The 25,042-nt window shown below is 33.0% G+C and carries 23 protein-coding genes; 5 read left to right on the forward strand and 18 right to left on the reverse strand.

Annotated features, from left to right (window positions below):
- Nucleotides 1–51: 51 nt before the first annotated feature.
- Nucleotides 52–612, forward strand: coding sequence for a YqgE/AlgH family protein (locus BLW20_RS00360; protein WP_091095163.1), 561 nt, complete (start codon nucleotides 52–54; stop codon nucleotides 610–612).
- Here BLW20_RS00360 and BLW20_RS00365 read toward each other — a convergent pair.
- The 13 genes from BLW20_RS00365 to BLW20_RS00435 all read right to left on the reverse strand — a co-directional run bounded on the left by BLW20_RS00365 (nucleotide 602) and on the right by BLW20_RS00435 (nucleotide 13,455).
- Nucleotides 602–1,438, reverse strand: a complete 837-nt coding sequence (locus BLW20_RS00365; RefSeq protein WP_091095165.1) for an aminotransferase class IV — start codon at nucleotides 1,436–1,438, stop codon at nucleotides 602–604. The genes BLW20_RS00360 and BLW20_RS00365 overlap by 11 nt on opposite strands.
- 41 nt (nucleotides 1,439–1,479) lie before the next feature.
- Entirely contained in the window at nucleotides 1,480–1,866 is a 387-nt protein-coding gene (locus tag BLW20_RS00370) for an START-like domain-containing protein (protein WP_091095167.1), read from the reverse strand.
- A 131-nt stretch (nucleotides 1,867–1,997) separates the two neighbouring features.
- Complete coding sequence (locus BLW20_RS00375) at nucleotides 1,998–3,227, reverse strand: 3-phosphoshikimate 1-carboxyvinyltransferase (protein WP_091095169.1); 1,230 nt, start codon at nucleotides 3,225–3,227, stop codon at nucleotides 1,998–2,000.
- Nucleotides 3,228–3,328: 101 nt separating this feature from the next.
- Entirely contained in the window at nucleotides 3,329–3,655 is a 327-nt protein-coding gene (locus BLW20_RS00380; protein WP_091095172.1) for a nucleotide pyrophosphohydrolase, read from the reverse strand.
- Nucleotides 3,656–4,043: 388 nt separating this feature from the next.
- A complete protein-coding gene (locus tag BLW20_RS00395; protein WP_091095178.1) occupies nucleotides 4,044–5,951 on the reverse strand; it encodes a DUF3857 domain-containing protein in 1,908 nt (635 codons plus the stop codon).
- A 6-nt stretch (nucleotides 5,952–5,957) separates the two neighbouring features.
- The gene (locus BLW20_RS00400) at nucleotides 5,958–7,862 is read right to left on the reverse strand and encodes a DUF3857 domain-containing protein (protein WP_091095179.1); all 1,905 of its coding nucleotides are present in this window, start codon (nucleotides 7,860–7,862) and stop codon (nucleotides 5,958–5,960) included.
- Nucleotides 7,863–7,890: 28 nt separating this feature from the next.
- Nucleotides 7,891–8,343, reverse strand: coding sequence for a D-aminoacyl-tRNA deacylase (gene dtd, locus BLW20_RS00405; RefSeq protein ID WP_091095181.1), 453 nt, complete (start codon nucleotides 8,341–8,343; stop codon nucleotides 7,891–7,893).
- On the reverse strand, nucleotides 8,343–9,308 hold the full coding sequence (gene rsgA / locus BLW20_RS00410) for a ribosome small subunit-dependent GTPase A (protein ID WP_091095184.1): 966 nt from the start codon (nucleotides 9,306–9,308) through the stop codon (nucleotides 8,343–8,345). The genes dtd and rsgA overlap by 1 nt, the downstream gene beginning before the upstream one ends.
- Before the next feature lie 6 nt (nucleotides 9,309–9,314).
- Nucleotides 9,315–10,397 carry a chorismate mutase gene (locus BLW20_RS00415; RefSeq protein ID WP_091095186.1) on the reverse strand — a complete coding sequence of 361 codons (1,083 nt, stop codon included), beginning with the start codon at nucleotides 10,395–10,397 and terminating at the stop codon, nucleotides 9,315–9,317.
- A 74-nt stretch (nucleotides 10,398–10,471) separates the two neighbouring features.
- Complete coding sequence (locus BLW20_RS00420) at nucleotides 10,472–11,113, reverse strand: hypothetical protein (RefSeq protein ID WP_091095188.1); 642 nt, start codon at nucleotides 11,111–11,113, stop codon at nucleotides 10,472–10,474.
- Nucleotides 11,114–11,118: 5 nt separating this feature from the next.
- The gene (locus BLW20_RS00425; protein WP_091095190.1) at nucleotides 11,119–12,492 is read right to left on the reverse strand and encodes a DUF4153 domain-containing protein; all 1,374 of its coding nucleotides are present in this window, start codon (nucleotides 12,490–12,492) and stop codon (nucleotides 11,119–11,121) included.
- 57 nt (nucleotides 12,493–12,549) lie between these two features.
- The gene (locus BLW20_RS00430; RefSeq protein WP_091095192.1) at nucleotides 12,550–12,840 is read right to left on the reverse strand and encodes a winged helix-turn-helix domain-containing protein; all 291 of its coding nucleotides are present in this window, start codon (nucleotides 12,838–12,840) and stop codon (nucleotides 12,550–12,552) included.
- A complete protein-coding gene (locus BLW20_RS00435) occupies nucleotides 12,841–13,455 on the reverse strand; it encodes a hypothetical protein (protein WP_091095194.1) in 615 nt (204 codons plus the stop codon).
- A 140-nt stretch (nucleotides 13,456–13,595) separates the two neighbouring features.
- On the opposite strand from BLW20_RS00435, the gene BLW20_RS00440 reads away from it, so the two are divergent.
- Nucleotides 13,596–16,625: an Ig-like domain-containing protein gene (locus tag BLW20_RS00440; RefSeq protein ID WP_091095197.1), complete on the forward strand. Its 3,030-nt coding sequence runs from the start codon at nucleotides 13,596–13,598 to the stop codon at nucleotides 16,623–16,625.
- Between the two features lie 180 nt (nucleotides 16,626–16,805).
- Entirely contained in the window at nucleotides 16,806–17,570 is a 765-nt protein-coding gene (locus BLW20_RS00445) for a T9SS-dependent choice-of-anchor J family protein (protein WP_091095199.1), read from the forward strand.
- Nucleotides 17,571–17,687: 117 nt separating this feature from the next.
- Here BLW20_RS00445 and BLW20_RS00450 read toward each other — a convergent pair whose 3' ends face one another.
- The 5 genes from BLW20_RS00450 to ffh all read right to left on the reverse strand — a co-directional run bounded on the left by BLW20_RS00450 (nucleotide 17,688) and on the right by ffh (nucleotide 22,992).
- Complete coding sequence (locus BLW20_RS00450) at nucleotides 17,688–18,233, reverse strand: HutD family protein (protein WP_091095201.1); 546 nt, start codon at nucleotides 18,231–18,233, stop codon at nucleotides 17,688–17,690.
- A gap of 1 nt (nucleotide 18,234) precedes the next feature.
- Entirely contained in the window at nucleotides 18,235–19,998 is a 1,764-nt protein-coding gene (locus tag BLW20_RS00455; RefSeq protein ID WP_091095203.1) for a MutS-related protein, read from the reverse strand.
- A 100-nt stretch (nucleotides 19,999–20,098) separates the two neighbouring features.
- Nucleotides 20,099–20,434, reverse strand: coding sequence for a cytochrome c (locus BLW20_RS00460; RefSeq protein ID WP_091095205.1), 336 nt, complete (start codon nucleotides 20,432–20,434; stop codon nucleotides 20,099–20,101).
- 225 nt (nucleotides 20,435–20,659) lie between these two features.
- The gene (locus tag BLW20_RS00465) at nucleotides 20,660–21,547 is read right to left on the reverse strand and encodes a bifunctional 5,10-methylenetetrahydrofolate dehydrogenase/5,10-methenyltetrahydrofolate cyclohydrolase (RefSeq protein ID WP_091095207.1); all 888 of its coding nucleotides are present in this window, start codon (nucleotides 21,545–21,547) and stop codon (nucleotides 20,660–20,662) included.
- Between the two features lie 101 nt (nucleotides 21,548–21,648).
- On the reverse strand, nucleotides 21,649–22,992 hold the full coding sequence (ffh, locus tag BLW20_RS00470) for a signal recognition particle protein (RefSeq protein ID WP_091095209.1): 1,344 nt from the start codon (nucleotides 22,990–22,992) through the stop codon (nucleotides 21,649–21,651).
- Nucleotides 22,993–23,289: 297 nt separating this feature from the next.
- Here ffh and BLW20_RS00475 point away from each other — a divergent pair, with 297 nt between their 5' ends.
- Both BLW20_RS00475 and BLW20_RS00480 read left to right on the forward strand, forming a co-directional pair.
- Nucleotides 23,290–24,216 (forward strand): DNA adenine methylase, encoded by a 927-nt coding sequence (locus tag BLW20_RS00475; protein ID WP_091095211.1) that lies wholly within the window; start codon nucleotides 23,290–23,292, stop codon nucleotides 24,214–24,216.
- On the forward strand, nucleotides 24,200–25,039 hold the full coding sequence (locus BLW20_RS00480; protein WP_091095212.1) for a type II restriction endonuclease: 840 nt from the start codon (nucleotides 24,200–24,202) through the stop codon (nucleotides 25,037–25,039). Before BLW20_RS00475 ends, BLW20_RS00480 begins: the two co-directional genes overlap by 17 nt.
- Nucleotides 25,040–25,042: the final 3 nt, after the last annotated feature.

Below are 25,042 nucleotides of genomic sequence, written 5' to 3' on the forward strand. Positions count from 1 at the left end.
GAAAAGCGTGGTTTTTTTTATATTTTTTTTATACTTTTAAAATAAAAAGCTATGAAAAAACTACAACCAACTAAAGGAAAACTATTAATATCCGATTCTTCGATATTATTAGATACAGTTTTTAGTAGAGCCGTTTTACTATTAGCTGAACATAATGCGAAAGGAAGTGTGGGTTTTATTTTAAACAAACCGTTAGATTTATCACTGCAAGACATTTTACCCGAGGCACGTACCAATTTCAGAATTTATGATGGCGGTCCTGTTGAAACTGACAATTTGTATTTTATACACACCATTCCATCGTTAATACCAAACAGTATTGAAATTAAAGACCGTATTTTTTGGGGTGGCGATTATGAAGTTTTGTTCGAACTTTTAAAGCAAAACAAGGTTTCTCAAAAAGATATCCGTTTTTTTCTGGGTTACAGTGGATGGGATGAAAATCAATTGCAGGAAGAAATCAACGCAAAATCGTGGACATGCATTGAAAACCAGTTCGAAAATAATTTATTAGAAAAAACGCCTTCTAAATTATGGCGAGAATTAATGATTGAACTTGGCGACGAATTCATCATCTGGGCAAATGCTCCGGAAGATCCTGTTATGAATTAAATCGGATTTGAGCATTTAGTTTTTTCAACAGGTTATTTGCCATAGTGTTTATGAACATTTTTTTACGGTATTGCGTTACCGACTGAATACCCATTATAATATTTGTAATAAAAAGCTCGTCGGCTTTTTGCAATTCAAACGGAGAAACGGAACGTTCTTCAAACACCAAACCTTCGGTTTTTTTAATAATTTCGATTATCTTTTTGCGGGCAATTCCGTTTTTGCAACCATCGGAAACCGGAGGCGTTGCAATTACATGATCTTTTACAACAAAGAGGTTTCCGTTTATAGCTTCAATAACATTTTTATCATCATTGATCAATAAACAATTTTCATAATTATTTTCTTTAGCAAAAATACCAGCGGTTATATTTACCAAACAACTTGTTGTTTTTAAAGTACTTAATAAATGTTTTGAAATATGAAAATCTTTAAAAAGTTCTACTTCGTATTTTGAATCATCATTTGAATAAAGGATTTGTGCAGGCTCGGCAACGATAATAAAACCAACGGTTTGTTCTTGTGGAACATATTTTCCACGGGCATTTCTGTAAACAGTTAAACGAACCCGCGCATTTGAAAGATGTAAGGCGTTTGTGGTTTTTAAAATTTCGCTTTCAAGATACTCTAAAGTAAATTCTAACGGAATTTCCATACGTAAAATCCGCATAGTTGCCATCAATCTAAAATAATGATCTTCGAAAAAAAGAATTTTTCCGTCTAATACTTTTAAAGTTTCAAAAACAGCATCAGCAAATAAAAAACCTCTGTTTTGTTCAATATTTTCGCCCGATTGTGCAACTAAATTTCCGTTAAAATTAATCATAAAAAAAGCTCTGAAAATTCAGAGCAAATATAAGGCTTAATTTATGCCGACCCTAATATTTTTTTCAAATCGGATATTTGATTGTCCCACAACTGGGTTTGGTCTTTGATTTCATCATCCTCGGCAAAATCGGTTACCAATAAGATAACATCTTTAGTTAATTCATCTAACACAATTCTTAATTCAAAAAAATATTCTGTTTCTGCATCGTCTTCGTCTAACCAACGAAATTTTACCTTTTCATCGGATTTTTTTGTTACCAATTTGGCTTTTTCTTCACTATCCCCCCAAATAAATGTAAAAAATTCGCCCCGCGAGTTTACATCGTCAGCAAACCATTCTGTTAATCCTGATGGCGTTGAAATATATTGATATAACAACTGTGGCGAAGCCGTTATAGAATACTCTATATCAAATTTTGTTTTCATAGTTTATTTTTTTCTGAAATATATAAAAAATAATACGATTACCAAATTTTTGTTAAGAATTAAATTTATAAAAACTATTTTACTATAAAACTATGTTGTCTTTTTATGATAAAAACTGTTCCTTCTCTAATTTAACTTATACAAAATCCTAAAGCTTTCAAATCATTCCAAAAGTCAGGATATGATTTTGAAACCACCTCTGCGTTTTTTATAATCAACGGCTGTTTTAAAGCCAGCGGAGCAAATGCCATTGCCATTCTGTGGTCCTGATACGTTTCGATTTCAACCGGATTAATTGAAAAAGCAACTTTATTTTTTAAATGAATGGAATCATTAGTTATAGCAACCGCAGCTCCAAATTTTTCCAATTCATTTTTTAATGCCTGTAAACGGTCGGTTTCTTTTATTTTTAGTGTGTGTAGTCCGGATATATTACAGGTCATACCTAATCCCAGGCACGTTACAATAAGCGTTTGGGTAATATCGGGCGTGTTGTTTAATTCAAAATTAAACGTTTGAGTTTTAACGTTTGACGTTTTCTCTAAAATGATTTCAGCATTTTGAAACGTTGTTTGTACGCCAAAATTCTTATATATTTCAGGCAAAACCGAATCGCCCTGAAAGCTGTTCTGCCTGAAATATCCCAACGTAATTTTTGTTCCTACAGCTGACAAGGCTATGATGCTGTAAAAATACGAAGCTGAAGACCAGTCTGATTCTACAATAAAAACATCTTTTTTAATTTCTTTCTCAAATGGAATTTTGATGATTTTATCGTTAAATGCAGCCTTTAACCCTAACGAATGCAACACAGAAAGCGTCATATTAATGTAGGACAACGATGTTAAATTGCCTTGTAAATTGATTTCAATTCCGTTGGGTAAAGTTGAGCCTATAAGCATTAATGCCGTTATGTACTGACTGCTTACGTTGGCATCAATAGTGACTTTATTTTTTGTGATTTTTTTTCCGATGATTTTTAACGGAGGAAAACCAACCTCTTCGACATACGAAATATCAGCTCCTAATTGTAATAATGCATCGACCAGAACACTAATCGGGCGTTCTTTCATTCGGGAAGAACCGGTTAAAACAGTCTGTTTATTTTCTTGAGTAGCAAAATAAGCCGTTAAAAAACGCATGGCGGTACCGGCGTGATGTACGTTTATTTCTGTGGATTCATTTAATGTAAACAATGCGTTTTTCACTACTTCAGAATCATCAGAATTAGAAGTATTTTCTATTTTTAGCTGCGGATATAACGCCTGAAGCAATAACAAACGGTTGGTTTCAGATTTAGATCCTGAAATCGTTAAATGTTGGTTTGTGATACGTTTTTTCAGTTCAAGGGTTATGTCCATTATTTGCTATACTGTTCTGTAAGATTTAAATTCTTGTTGCAATTTAAAAATAAAACCACAAGGTTTAGATTGTTGCACTTTGTAAAACCTTGCAGGTTGGTTTACTTCAACTTCTCATTATTATGATGACGGTCGTGATCGCGTTTTGTTTTTACATCCATTTTTTTATCAAAAGCGGCTTGTAAGTCCACTCCTGTTTGATTTGCCAAGCACAAAACCACAAAAACAACATCGGCTAATTCTTCGCCCAGATCTTTGTTTTTATCGCTTTCTTTTTCAGACTGTTCGCCGTAACGGCGGGCAATGATTCGGGCCACCTCTCCTACTTCTTCGGTAAGTTGTGCCATATTCGTCAGCTCGTTAAAATAACGAACGCCGTGTTCTTTTATCCAGTTGTCAACAGCTAATTGTGCATTTTTTATATCCATTATTCTCTTGTTTTGTTTTTAGATAACCATTGTTTTATATTTCGTATGAAAAAAAAATCTGCTATTGTCATACAAATTGTCCAAAAAATTACAAATCTCCAATTTATAAAAGAATAACTGAAGTAACTCATAATCATTCCTATTATGAAATAAATAATCAATCCGGCAATCAGATAGGCTATTTTTTTATTCATCGCTTAAAAATTTTAGGTCTGATGAATTGATCAAACACTAATATTAACAGTATAAAAATAATATATTTTCCGATTAAATTGTACCAGCATAAACCTTCTCCGTCAAAAGCACACTGGATTTCATCATAACTCATTACAAATGAAATTACCATATAAATTACCGTATATAAAAGAATTTTTTTAAGCATTATTCTTTATATTTTTTTAAGAACAATTTTTTCGTCTTTAAATTTAATTACTTCATCAAAAATCTTCTTGATATCGTGGTATTCTTTAGAATCTATAAATGCAATATTATAATCAAGATTATATCTGATTTTTATTTGTTTTTCATCTTTAGTAACATACCACGATGCTGAAATACTGTTTGAACCTGTTACAAACTTTTTACTGGCTGGTAAAAAATCAACTTCATAACCTTCAGGGATTTCATAAGTTATGGTACACGCATTTGTTTGTGGATAAATAAAATCTATTGGATAATTTCGTTCTTCCTCCTTAAACGGATTCTTTTGAATACCAAAAATATGCAATGGTTTTAAATAAATTTTATTACCAATAACATCAAAACTAGATTCTCTAGTGGTGGTAAATGATTCTTCTACATTTTCTGCAAGATCATTTAAGTTGTTAATGGCATAATTTTCTATTTCTGATCCAAATGTTTCTTCAATCATTTTAGCAATTTTATCGTTTGATAAATTTTCATATCTGTTTCTAGCAACAAAAGCTTCATAATTACTAAAACTTCTTCTAAACTTACCATCGATTGAATGATTGGTTAAATTCACTTTTAAACTCGCACTAACACCATAACGTGATTTTATTTTAGGTTCTATAAGTACATCCTTAGAAGTTTCGTCGTCATGTATTAACCTTCCCATCCAGTTAAGATTATGAATGGGTAAAATGTCTTTACTGGCGTATTTGTTTGAAGCATCGTAAAGAGAAGTTTTTCCAAAAATTTCAACACCAATGATGACATTGTTAAACGCATTTATAGTTGGCAAATAAGAAATCCCGCGAGATCTGGTTGATAATATTATAGGATATGCTTTAATATTTACACTTTTCATTAATGCTATAGTCAATAAATTTAAATCGGCACTATTACCTATTTTAGATTTGTAGGTGTCTTTTAAATTTTGTGATGTGTAAAGTGCCGTATTTTGGTTTGAATTAAAATTTTGTTGCACATATTTAAAAATAGCATCTGCTTTTTCTTCGTCAGAACTTTTTCCTTCAATTATAGGGATGGCTATTTCTTTAAAAGAAGATATATTTTTTAGTTGTTTTCCAAAATTTTCATTTTCAGCAATGGTTTTAACAACATCTTCCCAAGTACCTGCTACTTTTCTTATTGATCCACTTTTATCTCTATATCCGCTAAAAGAATGGACTACCGATGAACGATAACTATTAATATTAGCAACAAAACTCTCATTTCTTAAAGGAGGAACATTTTTTGCTTTATATGTATATTTATCGCCAACTGTTATCTGATTTATCTTCGCACTTCCCTTAATATATTTTAGAAAAATTAAAGAATAAGGCAATGTTAACGAATACTCACTGTAAACAACAGGAATTCTTAACTGAAAATACCATTCTGGCACATATGTAAAATAAGGAGAGGTAACTTTTGTTGTATATTCTATAATACTGCCTTCTTTTACATTAGGCATGGTAAAGGTTGCCAAAAAATGATTTCCTTCTACTTTTTCTAAAAACTCTCCATCATCTTTTAATTTAGTCTTTTCTACATTTCCATTCACTAAATTATAAGTGAACGCATTCGAAACTGTTAAAAACTCTCTGGTAGATCTATCTCTGTATAAGGGAACTTTTACTGTTGCGTAATCATAACCATCTTTATTAATAATTTTAATTCTTGTTTTGGTTATTGTAACAAGTTGATAATTTCCGCCTGCAACTTCGAAATAGGTATTCCCAATATTATATTCAACAACTGCGGTTGCTACGTTATCATTTGCATACTTCTTTTCTTTAAAATCATCTGCGGTAATTTTTTTAATTTTATATTCTTGTGCATACCCTGATAAAGAAAATGCAACCATAATTAGTAGTGCTATATTTTTCATTGTGTTTTATTTTTTTGATAATATTAGTTTGCTGTTATTGTTTTGAACAACATCTGCAATAAACTTTTCGTACAAACTATAATCGTCTTTAGTATAATCGCCCGATTTTAAAATGAAGTTTTCTTCAACAATTATCTTTCCTTCTTTTTTATTTATAGTTAATACATGCTTACCAAATTTTGATTCAACCGTTTTACTTTCTGGTAAAAAATCAACCTGCATATCATTAGGAAGAATATACTCGGTTTGTAAATTAACTGTTTTTCCGCGTGTGATGCTAAAACCAGTTTTTCGGTTTTTATATTTCTTTACAGAATAAGCAACTGGAAAAAACGAATTAACCGCAATCATGTAATCATTACCCATTTTTGATCCAATGAAAGCCGATTCTAAATCTATATGTTCGTTAAAAATGTATTCAGCTTTATCGTTCGTAAACTTATAATCAACAACATTTAAATCTTTTAAGCCCGAAAATACATTTTTCACATATTTATTAATCTCTTTTTTATCGTTACTATTTAATGAGTAAATATTATTATAGAAAGACCCTTTATTTTCGAAATTAACTTTCGTTTTTACCTTTTGCAGATTAGTTAAATCAACAATAAAATTTGCTTTTAAAACATTCTTATCTTCTTTTGTAGAATGTGTTTCAATAAAATAGGCTCCATCTGGTTTAATTACCAAAGCCTTTCTGTTATCTGTTGATGATCCTAAATAACCAAACGGTATTTTTTGACTGGTGCATTCTAAAAATAAATTTCCTTCAGGAGTTGGCAGGGTCAGTAAAACGTGATTGCCCTGTAACGAAATATTATTTTCGTCGATATCAACAATTCGATCCGAAGCATGGATTATCGTATAATATGATTTTACACCTACACTTTCCAACAAACTTTTTGTATAATTGGTTAACGCTTTACAATCGCCATAACCTAATTTATCAACATCTTTGGCGGGGAAAGGTTTCCAACCACCCAAACCTACCTGAACCGAAATGTAGCGCGTATTATTTTGCATATATTCAAATACAATCTGTGCCTTTTCTACATCGGTTTTTGCATCTTTAGTAAGTTCTTTCATTTTAGCAATGGTACTTTCGGGCAAATGATCTAATCCTTTTAAGAAATTATCATAATACCAAATACCAAACTCATTCCAATTATCAGCCTTACCTTTTACGTTTCCTAATGAAAACATGTTGTTAGAGAATCGAACAAGCGGCAATAAATTAGTGTAGCGAACATTTAATTCTTCATATTCAGGGGCAATTAGGTTTGATACTTTATAAGATATTGAGTTTTGATTTTCTTCTGCAACAATTTTATAGTCCGTTAGGTTTTTCTCTGTTTTTTTAATTGAAAATCCTTTTGGAAAAGTAAGCTGATAAGAAGCTTGTACCACACGATCATCTGCTGATTGAATTGGAGAAAATGGTGGAATATGAATGGTATTTTCTTCTTCTCTTTCATAATCAAACTTTGTGTACAACGGATAGTCAAAATACGCCGGATTTAAACTTTTAATTCTGTTATCCGTTAAAATCGAAAAGCCATCGGCTAAACTGGAATCGGTAAAGTCTTTCTCTTTATACGTTTTTACCAACTCACCCTTTCTATTGTATATCTTGAATTCCAGATTATTAAGTTTCGAAAATTTATCGTAAACAATAGATAAATCAAGATCGTTTAATCCTTTTTCGTTTACAATCCAGTTTGTTTCAGAAAATCGTTGTTTTAAAGTAGTTTGCGATAGTATTTCGTTATTTTCGGTTCGATCTATAATTACCTTGTTTGTGTTCTCAAAGAAATCTTTTGGAACATTTGGTAAAGAAATATCAATCTTTTTTTGTGCATTTATTTGTAAGCAACTTCCTATTAAAAAAGCGTTTAATAAGATCCGTTTCATAAGTGTTTAGCGTTTTATTATTATGTTTTTACTCTTTATTCTTTGTATCAATAATTATGGTAACAGGTCCATCGTTTACAAGGCTTACTTTCATATCGGCACCAAATTGTCCGGTTTGAACTTTTTTTCCTATTGATTTTTCCATCGACGCAACAAAAGCTTCGTATAACGGAATGGCCATATCGGGTTTAGATGCTTTTATATACGATGGACGATTTCCTTTTTTAGTAGATGCGTGCAATGTAAACTGACTTACCACAATAACATCTCCGTTCACATCTTTTACCGAATGATTCATCACTCCGTTTTCATCATTAAAAATGCGTAACTGGACAATTTTGGCGGTCAGCCAATCGATATCTTCTTGGGCATCGGTATCTTCAATCCCTATTAAAACCAATAATCCGTGACCTATAGCAGCCACTTTTTCATTGCCAATAGTTACCGAAGCTTGCGAAACCCGTTGTATTACTGCTTTCATTATTCTTCCTGATTTTTCCCGTTTCCATAAGCATCGGTGCGATACGTTTCTTCGTCACCATCTAAAATCTGGGTATAACTTTTATAACGCGACCAGAAAATTTCATCGTTTTCCAAGGCATCTTTCACAGCACAATGAGGTTCTTCTCTATGCAGACAATTATTGAATTTACATTGATCTTTTAATTTGAAAAATTCAGGGAAATAATCACCTACTTCCTGTGGTTCCATATCAACAATACCAAACCCTCGGATTCCGGGTGTATCTATAATTTTTGCATTGAAACTTAAATCGTACATTTCAGCAAAAGTCGTGGTATGTTGTCCTTGTTGATGTTGTTCGGATATTTCTTTTGTTTTCAGATTCAAACCAACTTCCAATGCATTTACCAATGTTGATTTACCAACGCCGGAATGCCCCGTGAACATTGAAACTTTATCTTTCATTAATTCTTTCAATGCTTCCAGACCTTTTCCTTCGACAGCCGAAACACGCATACATTTGTATCCTATTTTATCGTAAATATATTGCAGATACAACTGTTCGTTCAAGGTTTCTTCTGAAAAGGTATCTACTTTATTAAAAATTAAAACCGCTTCAATATCATACGCCTCGGCAGTTACCAGCAAACGGTCTATAAAACTTGTTGTGGTTACCGGATTATCTATTGTTACCAAAATAAAAAGAAGATCGATATTTGCCGCAATGATGTGAACTTGTTTAGAAAGATTAACCGATTTGCGGATTAAGTAGTTTTTCCGGTCGTGAATAGTTGTAATGACTCCTGTAACGGTATCGGAAGTGGTGTCCAGTTCAAAATCAACCTTATCGCCTACTGCAACAGGATTGGTACTTTTAATACCTTTCATTCTAAACTTTCCTTTGATTCTACATTCAAAAAACTCGTTCGTATCCGATTTTACCGTGTACCAACTACCTGTAGATTTATAAACAATTCCGGTCATTCACTTTTATTTTCTGTTGATTATATGGTCTTGGCGGGTAATACTTTCATCATGTATCGCTTTAAACAACGAAGTGATGAATGCCTCTCCTAATTTATTTTCTTTGCCTTCGCGTTTCATTTTAATTAAAACTTCCTGCCAGCGTTCGGGTTGCAATACCGATACATTTTTAGCCTTTTTCAGCAGTCCAATTTCATCGGCTATTTGCATACGGTCTTTCAGTAATTTTAAAATTTGCGTATCAATATCATCAATTCTGGTGCGATACCTCTGCATTTCGTGCAAATAAGAATCTTCGTGACTGGATATATCCCGTAAAACCAATTCAGACAAAACAGCACCTAACTGCATAGGTGTTACCTGTTGGGCCGCATCGCTCCATGCTGAATCAGGTGTGCAATGTGTTTCAATCATCAAGCCGTCAAAATTCAAATCCAATGCTTTTTGAGCTACTTGCTGAATCAGATCTCTGTTTCCGGTAATGTGCGACGGATCGTTTATCAATGGAATTTCGGGAAAACGAATCTGCAAATCAATTGGAATCTGCCATTCAGGTTTATTTCTGTATTTTATTTTTTCATAACTTGAAAACCCGCGGTGGATAAATCCTAACTTTTTGATGCCTGCATTCTGCAAACGTTCAAAACCACCAATCCACAAACTTAAATCAGGGTTCACCGGATTTTTTATAAAAACCATTTTATCGGTTCCTTTCAACGCATCAGCAATTTCCTGAACTGCAAACGGGTTTACCGTGGTTCGTGCACCAATCCACAACAAATCAATATCGTGAGCCAATGCCAAATCTACGTGCTCAGCGGTTGCTACTTCGGTAGCCAAAAGCAAACCTGTGTCGTTTTTAACCTGCTGTAACCATTTTAAGCCAATAGCTCCCACGCCCTCAAAACCACCCGGACGCGTACGCGGTTTCCAGATTCCTGCACGGTAAATGGTTGCCATATTTTTTATGGCATGTGCAATTTCCAACACCTGATCTGGAGTTTCGGCACTGCACGGCCCGGCAATAACCAACGGCTTATCACCCGATAATTCTTTAAACCACAAAGCTTTTTCGCTTATTTTTGTCATACCGCAAATTTAAGGATATTTCAGTAAAATAATCCAATTTACATCTTTAACACACAAATTATATCACGTTTTTTTTAATCGCCATATATTCTGTACCAATTATTTTTAATCTTCCAATTATTAGTAGGATCTCTCTTAATCTTTTCTTCGAAATAATTAATATTCTCTGGATTTTCAGAATATATTATTTTAGTTGATGGAGCGTCAAAAAAATTCCTGAAAACATAAAATTCAATAGTATATTCGTTTTCATCGTTGTAATAAATTGCAATATCATTTCCTCCGTTTGAAACAATCGGAAATTCGTAAGGAAGCTCACACATAAAATCATTGTAAGAGACATTCGGTTGCAATTTGTTATTCTTAACTTCATCAATAATATTTTTTCTGTGATTATAAAGTACAACCCAATCTACTTTCTCTATAATCAGCTGCGGTATATAATTTAATCCGTAAAAAGTTAAACCAAATAAGATTACATTAACCATTAATTTTACCATTCTTTGATTAACAATTAAAGGAACATTTCTATTTTTAATTGCAATAATTAAATTCCTTATTATTAATACTAAAAAGAAAAGTATGAATAATAACCAAATAAATGGAATAATAAAAAACGGAAAAATATAAAATGTGAATATTTGAATAAGAATCCAAACTATCAATAAAAATAGATATCCTTTTAAATTGAACTTTTTAATAAATGCTTTTATCATTTGTTTTAAAAATTATTGTAATACAACTGTTTCGATAATAACGGTAACTCATCAAAATATTCTAATCTATTTAAAATATCTTCGGGAATTGCAACATTCTTTTCCTTATAATAATTTATCAGATCTTTTTCATTTCCCGACAAATTATAAACTAAATAGTTCCAATCAACTGTTTCTTTCTGTAAATTATAACGCGTAACAATACTTCCCCAATTAAGCAGCGAACAACCAATTAAAGAATAAAATACAGCCCAGGTCATTTTATCAATCAAATAGAAATTCGTTTTTTGCAGATTTATTTTTTGATACGAATAAAACAATCCCACTATACATAAAATCAAAAATAAATAAACTCCCAAACGTTTATAAGTCAATCCCAAAGCGTCGATATAAACCGAATTTTGAATTGCTGCCGAAATAACTAAAAATCCATTTAAACCTAACCAAATTTTTGATAGAAGAAGAAGTATTTTATTGTTTTGAATGAAGTTTAAAGCTCCTTTAAAATAGAATAAAATAACCATCATTGCCAGAACAATAGATCCGATAAGCGAATTGATTTGATTGTGAATTCGGGAACTGTATGCGGAAAACTGTTGTGAAGTGGTTTGAAAATGTTCTACATTAAAAATAATGATGAAAGCAAATAACATACTATTTAAACAAATTAATGTGATGATGCCACTTCGTTTTTCAAAATCGATTTCTAAAAATTCGAAAGTTGGTTTTATCTGTTTTTTATCCTGATTTGTAAAATCTAAACGCAAACTTCGATCTAAAACTTTAAAAGCGTTGTAAATCTTTGCATTCCAAAACACAAAACTAAAATAGAATCCTAAAACGGAAACCAAAATTAAAATAACACTATTGATATCCAACTCATATCGATGGTACCAATTGCTTAACGTATCACTGGAAGCTACATAAATTCCAAAAAAGACCGATAAAATTAAAAAAGGAAGAATAAAATACGAAAAGATTTTCGAAAACGTATTTTGAGGTTTTGATTTATCGTACTGAAACCAATCATCAACTTGGAAGATCTGAACAACAGCCGCAAACCAATTCGATGCATTTATGAACGCTTGCGAAAGTAATTTTAGTTTAGGATTAACCGAATAATATCTAAACACAAACGACGAAATTATAACCGAGATAAACGTTGTAAAAGTAAACAACCAAGCATTTGACAAACTACTTAAAACCACACACGAAGCTAAAATCAATGCTTTTTTATCTTTTAAAAGATCGGGCTTTTGAGAAAAATTGAACCCTAACAAGATTAAAGCAAAAATGGAAAGGTTTACGCCTACTTCCTGATTATAAAACAAGACGGCGAACAAAACGGTGCTGATAAAAATTAAAAATTGTTTTTTCATAATTATTAAATTAAAAGAACTTTGAATTTCAAAGTTTATTGATAAAAAATTTTAAGTTTACTGTTTCATCATTTTTTCTAAAAACGCTAAATGTTCTTGAAAAGCTTTTTTTCCCATGGTTGTAATTTTATATGATGTTCGTGGTTTTTTGCCGACAAATTCTTTCTTTACTTCGATATAATTATTTTTTTCCAATGCAGAAGAATGACTTGCCAGATTACCATCGGTAACCTGCAAAAGGTTTTTCATTTCGGTAAAGTCCACCCAGTCGTTTACCATAAGAACCGACATCATTCCTAACCGTACCCTACTTTCAAATTCTTTATTTAAACCGCTGATAATACTCATTTACTGATATTTTCGGTATAAAATAACACCATAAATTATATGTAAAACTCCAAAGCCAATTGTCCAGAACAACAAGCCTTTTCCAATAAAAAATAAAGAAAGAACACCCAAAATAATTTCAAGAAATCCTAAATATTTAATATCCGAATAGGTATATTTTTCTGCATTAACCAAAGCCAATCCGTAGAAAATTAATGTTGCACCGGAAATCAATCCATATAAATTATACTGTAACAATGCTAAAACAAAAATACCCCCAACCATTAAAGGTACAGCCAATTGAACTAAAATTTTTTTGGTTGTAGCTGTCCAAATTTGTAAACCCAGTTTTTTACTTTTACGAATGGTAAAAAAGCAACCGAAGGAAATTGCCAATAATAAAGCTGATATACCTAATAAAATTAGAAATTTCACCATATAACTTTCATAGGGTTGTATATGATTACTTCTTACATATTGAATTTTACCATTAGTAAAGTACATAGCAATCAAGCCAGTTACCAAACCAACAATACCTGCCCCTACTCCGGATAATCCGCTTAATGAAATAAACCGTGATGATCGTTCCATCATTGAACGGATATGTGCTAAATCGTCAGAAACTTTTTGATCCATATATTTTCACTTTGAAAAACAAAGTTATTTGAAAAAATTAAATAACAAAGAGAAATAATAAAAATTTATTTGCTTTTATTTTTTTATTTAGACTTAATACAAATAATTTTGCCAAATCAATTTTTTAACTTTTACTAATCATGTATAAATTTTACCTAAACAAAAAACTGTTTTCTGTTTTTTGTTTATTACTAACCGGTTTGCTTTCTTTTAATGCAAACAGTCAAACCTGCACGCCAGTTGCGACACTTAATGAAGATTTTTCTTCTTTTCCTGTGGGAACCGCATTTTTTCCAATGAATTGTTGGGGATTTGTAAAAGATCCAAGCACTGTTTCAGGTTCTGCTTATATTATGGACGATGGAACCTCTACTCCTAATAATGTAGCTGTAATAATGGGGAATGTTAATCAACCGGGAGGACGTTATCTTATATCTCCTGCATTAAGCACAATAAACGGAAACTATCATTTAAAATTTGATGCTAGATTATTGAGTAGCTTGGGTGCAGGTTCTACGCTGGAGATAGGCACCTTAGACAGCCAGACAAGTGTCGCTAATTTTTCACCTGTAGGTAGTCCCATAGCTCTTACAACTACCTATCAAACCTATACTTCCATTGCAATTCCTGCGACAGCAGGGCATGACTATATTGCAATAAAATTAAATCCTGGGGGTAATATTAGTGCAATATTATTAGATAATATAATATGGGAATCTGCCACATCTTCTGTACAATCTGTAACTGTAACTACTCAAAACAATGTTCCTGCAACAATTACAACTGCCAACGGAACTTTGCAGTTAGAAGCTGCTGTTTTACCTTCTACTGTTAGCCAAAATGTTACTTGGACTGTACAATCGGGAACTACTTTTGCATCGGTTGACAATACAGGTTTGGTTACCGCTATTGCAAACGGCACAGCAACTATTCGGGCAACTTCTGTTTTAGATCCAACACAGTATGATGAAATCAATGTGGTAGTTAATACTCCAACGCCTTGTACGGCAGTTAGTAGTTTTTATGAAGACTTTGATGCTCCCAGCTTAACTTGCTGCAATATGGGAGTGGTTCCGGATTGTTGGAACAGTATCAGTACAGCAACAGGTGCAAACCAAATAATTTCAACTACAAGTCCGGCATCAGGTACAAACAACATATATCAATTTGGATATGGTACCAATTTACAGTCCATCGTTGTTATGCCTGAAGTGAATAATATCAATGCAGGAACGCATCAATTCAGATTTAAACTACGAGCAAATTCTGGACCTGGCGATTTAGATTTCGGTTACATTACAGATATTACTAATGCTTCTACATTTGTAATAATACAAACCATTAATGTAACAAATAGTTCTTATACCGACCCTACAGCCGAAAGAATTCTTACAGTACCTACAACAGTACCCTCAAATGCGAGACTGGCTATTCGTAACCCAGGCACATCATGGGCTGGATTTTATTGGGACGATGCTTCTTGGGAACCGATTCCTCAAACAGCATGTACTAATCCGGGACCAAATGCAGGAGATACCGGTTGCGTAACATTTACATACGATGGGGTTTCTACTACTTTAACTACCGTTAGAGGAGCTGATGGAAACATTTGGCTTCAACAAAATTTAGGAAGTTCACAAGTAGCAACATCAATGGCTGATACTTTAAGTTACGGAGATGTTTATCAATGGGGACGTTGGAATGATGGACATGAAAAAAGAATTGCAACAACAACTTCAGTCCCAAGTCCAAATGATCCTACGGGTCTAACTTCTACAAATAATTCGTTTATCATTGGATCAAGTACTGATTGGTGGGACGGCGGTACCTTAACAGATACCTGGTCAGCAACATCTCCTTCTACTATTTCTTCTACTGACGGATGTGACCCATGTAAAGCGATTGGTGCAGGTTGGAAAATGCCTACTCAAAGTGATTGGACAAGTATTCAAAGTACAGAAAGCATTAATAACCCTACCTCTGCTTTTGCTAGTAATTTAAAATTACCAGCTTCCGGATACAGAAGTTCTTCAACAGGAAACTATACTTTTGTTGATCAAAGAGGTTATTTTTGGAGTTCAACAACATCATCTACAGGAGCAAAATATTTTTATATAGGAAGCTCTATGGCAAATCCTGCTGCTGGTGCAATGAGAGGTCAGGGACATGCTGTTCGTTGTATTTATAAAACAATTCAAAACACTAATTCAGTTGTGGTTAACACATTAAATAATATCCCTGCAACAATTACAACAATCAATGGAACTTTGCAGTTAGAAGCTGCTGTTTTGCCTTCTACAGCGAACCAAAATGTTACTTGGTCTGTGCAATCAGGAAACAGTTTTGCATCGGTTGATAATACTGGTTTAGTTACCGCAATTGCAGATGGAACAGTAACTATTCGTGCTACTTCTGTTGCAGATACGTCAGTTTATGGAGAAATAACCATTACAGTTAATACTTCGTCTAACCCTTCGTGCAATGCTGTTACAACTATTGACGAAGATTTTGAAACCTTTACTGCATTCCCTGAAAATTGTTGGACATCTAACAAAACTGCTCCTATGGCTGATTTAGATGATGATGCTTCGGGAAATCAGTTCATTAGTTTATATAGTTTTATGAGTGCAAACGATCCTATCTATCTTGTTACTCCGGAATTATCAACTATTGACGGAAATCATTTATTAGAATTTGATATTGTTTCAACAAATGCAACTTCATCAGATATCGAAGTGGGTACAATGACAGATAATACTGATTTTTCAACATTTGTCCCTGTTGGAACCTCTTTCAACCCTTCAGTAGGTACACATTCATCAGCTTATATTCCGGCAAATACAGGTCATAAATATGTTGCTATTAAATTCACATCTAACGGACAACACCAAGCAGTGTCTATTGACAACATTAAATGGACAACAACTGCCAGTGCTCCTAAATTTGATACAAGCAAAGTTGTTGTTTATCCTAACCCAACTACAGGAATTTTTAATGTAGAAACAGAGTTAGATGTTAAACAAATTGACGTTTACAACTCTTTAGGGAAAAAAGTTTTAACAACTTCTAACAGACAAATTAATTTACAAACAGCTGCTAACGGTTTATATTTTGTTACAGTAATTACAAACGACGGTGCTCAGGCATCTTATAAATTAATTAAAAAATAACCTCCCCAAAAAATCAATTATAAGAGAAGCTGTCTTTTTACCAGCTTCTTTTATAATTTTTTGATGTAAAAAATACAAGCTGATGCACAAAAAAATAAAAACTAATTTTTTTTCAATTTTTATTTTTTATTTAGATTTAATATAAATAAATTTGTTCCGTTAATTTAAAATAATCTAATTATGAATAACTTTTACTTCAACAAAAAACGCTTAACATCTGTATGCTTATTAGCTATCGGGTTAGTTTCTTTTAATGCAAATAGTCAGTGTAGTGCTGTTGCAACTATTAACGAAACCTTTGATGGTATAACAGCTTTACCTTCATGCTGGACAAGTAATGCGACTGTTTACTTTATGGGAAATGATGGTGCTACACTTTACAGCGGGGGTGCTCCAACTTCTGGTGGAGTTATATATTTAATTTCTCCAGAATTATCAACAATTGATGGAAACCATTTATTAGAGTACGTTTTAACAACGGCAACTCCAAATAATAATGAGAACCTTGAAATAGGTACCATGAGCGATAATACTGATTATACCACATTTTCAGCTATAACAACTCCTACCCCTAACGGTGGTACATACACTACTACTGCGATTCCTGCAAATGCGGGACATAAATATATTGCTTTTAAATTTACTTATACAGGGGTACATCAAGGCGTTACGATAGACAATGTTGAATGGAAATCTGCTACTGCCAGTGCTCCTAAATTTGATACAAGTAAAGTAACTGTTTATCCTAACCCAACTACAGGGATTTTTAATGTAGAAACAGAGTTAGATGTTAAACAAATTGACGTTTATAATTCTTTAGGACAAAAAGTTTTATCAACTTCTAACAGACAAATTAATTTACAAACAGCTGCTAACGGTTTATATTTTGTTACAGTAATTACAAACGACGGTGCTCAGGCATCTTATAAATTGATCAAAAAATAAAACACAAAAAATAAAACACAAAAAAGAAAACACAAAAAAGAAAACACAAAAAAGAAAACACAAAAAAGAAAAACCACTCAAAAATGAAATAGCCGGGCTTTAGGTCCGGCTATTTTTTTAGGTTAAACTCCCAGCAATAATCGTTGTGTCTGAATGAATCTGAATCTCTTCTTCCTCTGTATTTTCAATGACTAATAAATCATTTGCTTTTAACAAGATTTCCTGTTGATTTACTTTTACTAAGGCTTCTTCTTTTGCAAATAAAAACTGAAAAGAATCCCGCTGATTCATGGTGCCGTTCAGTAAAAACACCTTTACATCTTTAATACTTTGATGCACCATTAAATTAAAATCGCTGCCTTTAGAATAAGAAATTATTTCATCGTTAGAATCGAATTTAAAAATTTCTTGTTTGGAATAATGTTCTTCTACCCTATTTCTTTGAATGTTCAAATCATTATCTAACATCACCAAAAAACGGTTGAAATTTTCAAATCTGGTAAAATATGATGGTTCTTTTTCAATAGACGCCGCACTTATCCGAAACAAAAAATTTCGTTCTGAATAATTCGATCCAGGCGGATAAATAAAATATTCATAGGTTTTACCCCCATCCCAACTATTCGCCTCGATATTATTTTTTGATATATGTGTGATCTTCATTTTAAATAATCTCCATTTTTTTCATGATGAATGTAGCGTTTTTATTTTGGCAGATGCCGTCTTTCAGCAAATAATCAAAATGGAGCTCATTGTTAATTATTTCCACTTCAAAACGTTTATTTATCATTGTTTCAGGGTAACGAGCGGTGGTTTGGCACACTTCTAAATCATGGGTAGCGATCATTCCCATTGCTTTTAACTGATGTAACTTTTCAATAACACCAATAGTTCCCGTCTTTTTATCGTCGGAGTTGGTTCCTTTTAAAATTTCGTCTAACAAAACAAAAACGGATTGATTTTCCGCTTCGGTGACAATCTGCTTTAATCGTTTTACTTCTGCGAAAAAGAACGATTCGCTATCAGAAAGCGAATCAGTCAACCGCATAGATACCCATAACGGCAACGGATCAACCGATGCCTGGGTACAATCAATCGGTGTGCCGGCATAACTTAAAACCAAATTAATACCCACAGTACGTAAAAACGTACTTTTACCGCTCATATTACTGCCCGTAAGTATCGCAAAATGTTTTTGTGAAAAGTCTATGGAATTGCGAACGCGTTTTTCTTTTGAAATCAACGGATGTCCCAGATCATTGAACGATATTTTTGCTTGATGATTGAGTACCGGATATTGATATTCCGGATTATTGTAAGCAAAATTCGCCAAACTGTTTAACGATTCTATTTCCCCGATGATTTGAATCCAATCCCATAAATATTTTTGGTTTTTCACTTTCCATTCCACTACTTTTTTATGTACCCAAAAATGGTATTGAAACGTTCCGTTAAACGCAATAAAAATAAACAGATTGGCAACTGTGTTCAATTTTTCAAACAAATTTGCCAGCTGATTTACAATTTTTGTTGCACTTTGATTATTTGTTTCCAATCTGCTCTGAATTTCGATTAATCCCTTTGATTGAAAAACAGTAGCTTCAAACACCTGAATCATTTTAGCATATTGCTGTAAACTGTTGGCTATTTTATCACTTTTTCCTATTTCTTTAGAAATATATTGCATCATTAATCCTGCCATTAACAAGTTCATCGAGAAGAAAAACATGGTTAATTTTGACGCCAGCGGATGCCAATCGAAAATCAGTGCGGCTAACGAGCCAATGAACAAAACGGGAATGACAACTGCCAGTAGCAAAAATAGTTTGTTGGGTTTGTCTATTGCAGACGATGTCCAGTTTTTAATTGCCGCATCTTCTTGTTCTGTGGTTCCTGCCAATTGTGCTAATGTTTGAAAATGCTGACGAAAACCAATCATTCCGGTTAATTCTTTTATAGCTTCTTGTTTGTTTTTGATGATTTCCTGAGAAGGAATACTTTGCAAATCCTTGGCTAACTGCTTTTTCCCTAAAGATGTTCCGGTGCGGTTAAGAAACTGAAAAATGGAGTTTTTACCGAATAAATCCAAATCATACGAATAAGCGTGTTGCGGGTTTTGAAACTCCGCACCTTCATCAAATGTTTTTGTACCTGCTAAAAAAGCTGTTTCATCATCATTGATCTTTTTTAAAGTAGTATGATATTTTATTTTTCCCTGCAATTTGAGATATGCATTCACTGCGACAATAAAAACCACTAACAAACCAAACGCCCACCAACCTAATGATTCGTTGCGTTGGTACATCATTAAATAAAAAAGATAAATTGCTGCTGCCAGCAAAATAATTCTTGACCAACTTAACCAAACTGCTGTTTGTTTTAACTTAGATAAAATGTTTTGCTGCTGTTTGCTAATATCAGAATACATGATTATTTTTTGCTTAAAAGTACTTACAAAAAAACCATCTCGCAAATGAGATGGTTTTAGTTTTTTAGATAATATACAATTGCTTTTACCTCTTGCTCTGTTAGATTAAACCTATGTAAATAACAATGTTACTGTATTCTTCTTTTATTTTGACAGTCAATTGGTTTTTATGTTGAAGTAGGCTGTCTTGATGATTGATATAATCTATTAAAAAAGATAATTCGTATTTATCATTTTTAATATTTCCTACAAAAAAATTGTCGTTTGCTGCTTTAGAACCGTGACACGCTATACAAAATTTTGAATAAAGAACTTCACCTGTTTTTTCCAGTCTTTGCGAATTATAATCTAATACAAAATTTTCTGAATCTTTTTTAGGATAATTACAACTGAAATTTATCAAAAGAATTATTGTCAATACCAAAAGGTTTCGCATATAAAAAGATTTTTATACAATAAATATAATTCTTTTAATTTGGTACACGACAAAAAACATTATAAAAAATAATTTACTGATTTTCAGACCTAACAGGTTTTAAAAACCTGTTAGGTCTTGTCTGAAACAAACAGATGTTTAATTTTTGTCGTTTACTAAAAAGACTGTATTATATTCTTCAAACAAAAAAACCACCTCTTTCGAGATGGTTTCTATTATCAAAAATTATTTTATTTTCTTTGCTCTGCGTTCTCTGGCAATCAACGTATTTTTCATAAGCATTGCAATGGTCATAGGACCTACACCACCCGGTACCGGAGTAATCCACGATGCTTTTTGTGCAACCTCATCAAAAGCTACATCTCCTTTAATTACGTAACCTTTCGGGTTGGTTTCGTCAGCAACACGTGTAATACCCACATCGACAATAACCGCTCCGGCTTTAACCATATCGGCTTTTAAAAATTCAGGAACCCCCAAAGCAGTAATTACAATATCGGCTTCGCGGGTAATGGCTTCAATGTTTTGTGTAGCCGAGTGTGTTAAAGTTACGGTTGCATTTCCCGGATAGGCTTTACGGCTCATCAATAAACTCATTGGTTTACCAACAATGTTTGATCTACCAATAACTACCACATTTTTACCTTTGGTTTCGATTTTGTTACGTTCTAACAACTGTAAAATACCAAAAGGCGTTGCCGGAATAAAAGACTCCAACTCTAACGCCATACGACCGAAGTTTTCCGGGTGAAAACCATCTACATCTTTATCGGGATCAACGGCGTTTAAAACCTTTTGCTCATCAATGTGTTTTGGCAATGGCAACTGAACGATGAATCCGTCGATGGCGTCGTTATTGTTCAATTCATTTATTTTTGCTAATAACTCTTCTTCTGTTGTTTCTTCGGGCAAGGAAACCAACGTGGAATCAAAACCAATTTTTTCGCAGGTTTTTACTTTACTGCCTACATAAGTTAAACTTGCTCCGTTGCTACCCACTAAAACCGCTGCTAAATGCGGAACTTTTTCTCCGCGTGCCTTAATTTGAGCTACTTCGGCAGCAATTTCATTTTTAATTTCTTCCGATACTTTTTTACCGTCTAATAATTGCATGTGTGTTGTTGTTTGTAGTTGTTTTGTATGAATTTAAAAAACCTACAAAGTTATTGGAAACCTTGCAGGATTTATTTAGATTTTTAAAATTTTCGAAAAAATTATTTCATTCCCATACCTTTCATCTGCCCCATCATTCGCATCAGGTTTTTGCCTTGAGCACCTTGCATCATCTTCATCATTTTACCCATTTGGTCAAACTGTTTCAACAATTGATTTACTTGTTGTACATCGGTTCCGGAACCTTTGGCAATGCGTTGTTTGCGTTTTACATCTAAAAGCGACGGTTTTTTACGCTCGGCAGGTGTCATTGAATGAATGATCGCTTCGATGTGTTTAAAAGCATCGTCTTCTATTTCAACATCTTTCAACGCTTTACCCACACCGGGAATCATTCCTACGAGGTCTTTCATCGATCCCATTTTTTTCACTTGCTGGATCTGACTTAGGAAATCGTCAAAACCGAATTCGTTTTTGGCAATTTTCTTTTGGATCTTTCGGGCTTCTTCTTCATCATATTGTTCCTGTGCACGCTCTACTAAAGAGATTACGTCACCCATACCCAAAATACGGTCTGCCATACGATCGGGGTAGAACACATCAATTGCATCCATTTTCTCGCCCGTACCGATAAACTTAATTGGCTTGTTTACGATAGATTTAATAGAAATCGCAGCTCCACCACGCGTATCACCATCTAATTTTGTAAGAACAACTCCGTCAAAATTCAATCGGTCATTGAACGCTTTTGCCGTATTTACAGCATCTTGCCCAGTCATAGAATCTACAACAAACAACGTTTCGTGTGGTTTAATGGCAGCGTGAACGTTTGCAATCTCGTTCATCATTTCCTCGTCAATCGCCAAACGACCGGCTGTATCGACAATGACCACGTTGAAACCGTTTTTCTTAGCATGTTCAATGGCGTTGGTTGCAATAGAAACAGCGTTTTTGTTTTCAGGTTCAGAATATACCTCTACACCAATCTGATCTCCCACCACGTGCAACTGGTTAATAGCCGCCGGACGGTAGATATCACAAGCAACTAATAATGGTTTTTTATTCTTTTTTGTTTTTAAGAAGTTCGCTAATTTTCCGGAAAAAGTGGTTTTACCCGAACCTTGTAAACCCGACATTAAAATAACAGACGGATTTCCTGAAAGATTGATTCCGGCAACATCTCCACCCATTAATTCGATTAATTCGTCTTTAACGATTTTAACCATTAATTGTCCCGGTTGCAAGGTCGTCAATACATCCTGACCAATGGCTTTTTCTTTTACGCGATTGGTAAAATCTTTGGCAATCTTAAAATTAACATCGGCATCTAATAAGGCACGACGCACTTCTTTTAAGGTTTCGGCTACATTGACTTCTGTAATTTTTCCGTGACCTTTTAATATATGAAAGGCTTTGTCTAATTTATCGCTTAAATTATCAAACATACTTTTTTCGTATTATAACTAAAGTGCAAATATACAATAAAGTAAAAGATGTATCAAGATTTTGTTTCAGTTACTATTTTTTATCTATGAAGTACAAAAACAAATGAGAACGAAAACGAGATAATCAATTTTAGTTTTATTGAAATATCCTGTCTTTTAAAACCTAAAGATTAGTAAAATATGTTATTTAGGACTACTATCAGCCAAATGCCTTAAAATTAAAGTCTAAACTATATTCTTAAAAAAAATTAAATTGTAAATTTGAGGCGTATAAGTGCATAACTGAATTAAATTACAATGACAGATATAAAAACAGCAAAACCGTTTTTAAAGTGGGCAGGTGGTAAAACCCAGCTAATAAAAGACATTGAACGAATTTTGCCAACACAACTGACGAAACAGAAATTTACATATATCGAGCCATTTGTTGGAAGCGGTGCGGTTTTATTTTGGATGCTAAACAATTTCCCAAAACTTGAAAAAGCAGTAATTAACGACATCAACGAAGATTTAATAAATACTTACAAAACTATCGCTTCGAATCCAAAAGAATTGATTTCAATTCTTCAAATTTTGCAAGACGAATTTCACAGTTTAGAAGGGAACGAAGACAATAAAAAGGTCTATTACTACAAAAAAAGAGAACTTTATAACTCTAGAAAAGAAGAGCAAAGTGGTCAAGCCGCTTTGTTTATTTTTCTCAATCGTACTTGCTTTAATGGTTTGTATCGAGTGAATAGAAAAAATGAATACAATGTCCCTATGGGCGGTTATAAAAAACCAACAATATGCGACAAAGAGAATATTTTAGCTGTAAGTGAGGCTCTGCAAAAAGTTGAAATTCTGAACGGAGATTTTGAGCAAACATTAAATTACGCAGACAAAAATTCACTATTTTATTTTGATCCACCTTACAAACCGTTGAGCGAAACTTCAAGTTTTAATTCGTATGCGAAAGATGAATTTAACGACAACGAACAAGTTCGTTTGAGAGATTTTTGTTCAAAATTAGACGTTTTAAATCTTACTTGGATTTTAAGCAATTCGGATGTAAAGGGAAAAGACGAAAATGATAATTTCTTTGATGAGCTATATTCTGACTTTAATATTCAACGAGTCGAAGCAAAAAGGAATATAAATGCAAATCCTGACAAAAGAGGAAAGTTAACGGAATTACTAATTACAAACCAAACAGCTAATCAAGAATATGTCAGAGCAATTTAAAATATTCTTATCTCAACTTTCGGAAACCAACGCAACGCTTGATTATTTTACTGATTTTAAAAAAATAAAAAGCAACGTAAATAAGATTTCAATTAAACTCAATCAGTTAAATTATCTGATTGGAAAAGAAAATTTAAAAGAAGCTGTAAACGAACTTTATGACGAAAATCCGAAAGTTTTTGAAGTTTTGGACATTCTGATTGCCATTCGTAAAAACAAAAAAGCCAAAACTTTCAACAACAAAGGCAAAATTGTTTTACTTGATTCTTATTTCACATCGCCTGAATTGATTTTGGAATACATAGAAGAAACAGGATTAGCAGAGGTTTTTAGAAATAAAGACGTTACAAATTTGGTAGATTACGTTTTCGGAATCGAAGTCGGTTTAGATACAAACGCCAGAAAAAACAGAGGTGGAGATAATATGTCAAAAGCTGTTTCTTTGATTTTTGACAAGGCTGATGTTTTCTATAAAAAGGAAGTGAACAATACTATTTTTCCTGAAATTATCAGCTTAGGAGCTGATGTAAAACGATTTGATTTTGTCATCAAAACCAAAAAGAAAACCTACCTGATTGAAACCAATTATTATAATAGTGGCGGTTCAAAATTGAATGAAACTGCAAGAGCTTATTCCGATGTTGCACCAAAAATAAATCAATATCCTAATTACGAATTTGTTTGGATAACTGACGGACAAGGTTGGTTTTCTGCTAAGAACAAATTGGAAGAAGCATATAACATAATTCCGAGTTTGTACAATTTGATAACGCTTGAAGATTTTATCAAGAAAATTCAAAAGGAAGAAATTTTAGAATTTTAAAAT

It is taken from the genome of Paenimyroides marinum, from assembly GCF_900108395.1.
Taxonomy (GTDB): domain Bacteria; phylum Bacteroidota; class Bacteroidia; order Flavobacteriales; family Flavobacteriaceae; genus Flavobacterium; species Flavobacterium marinum.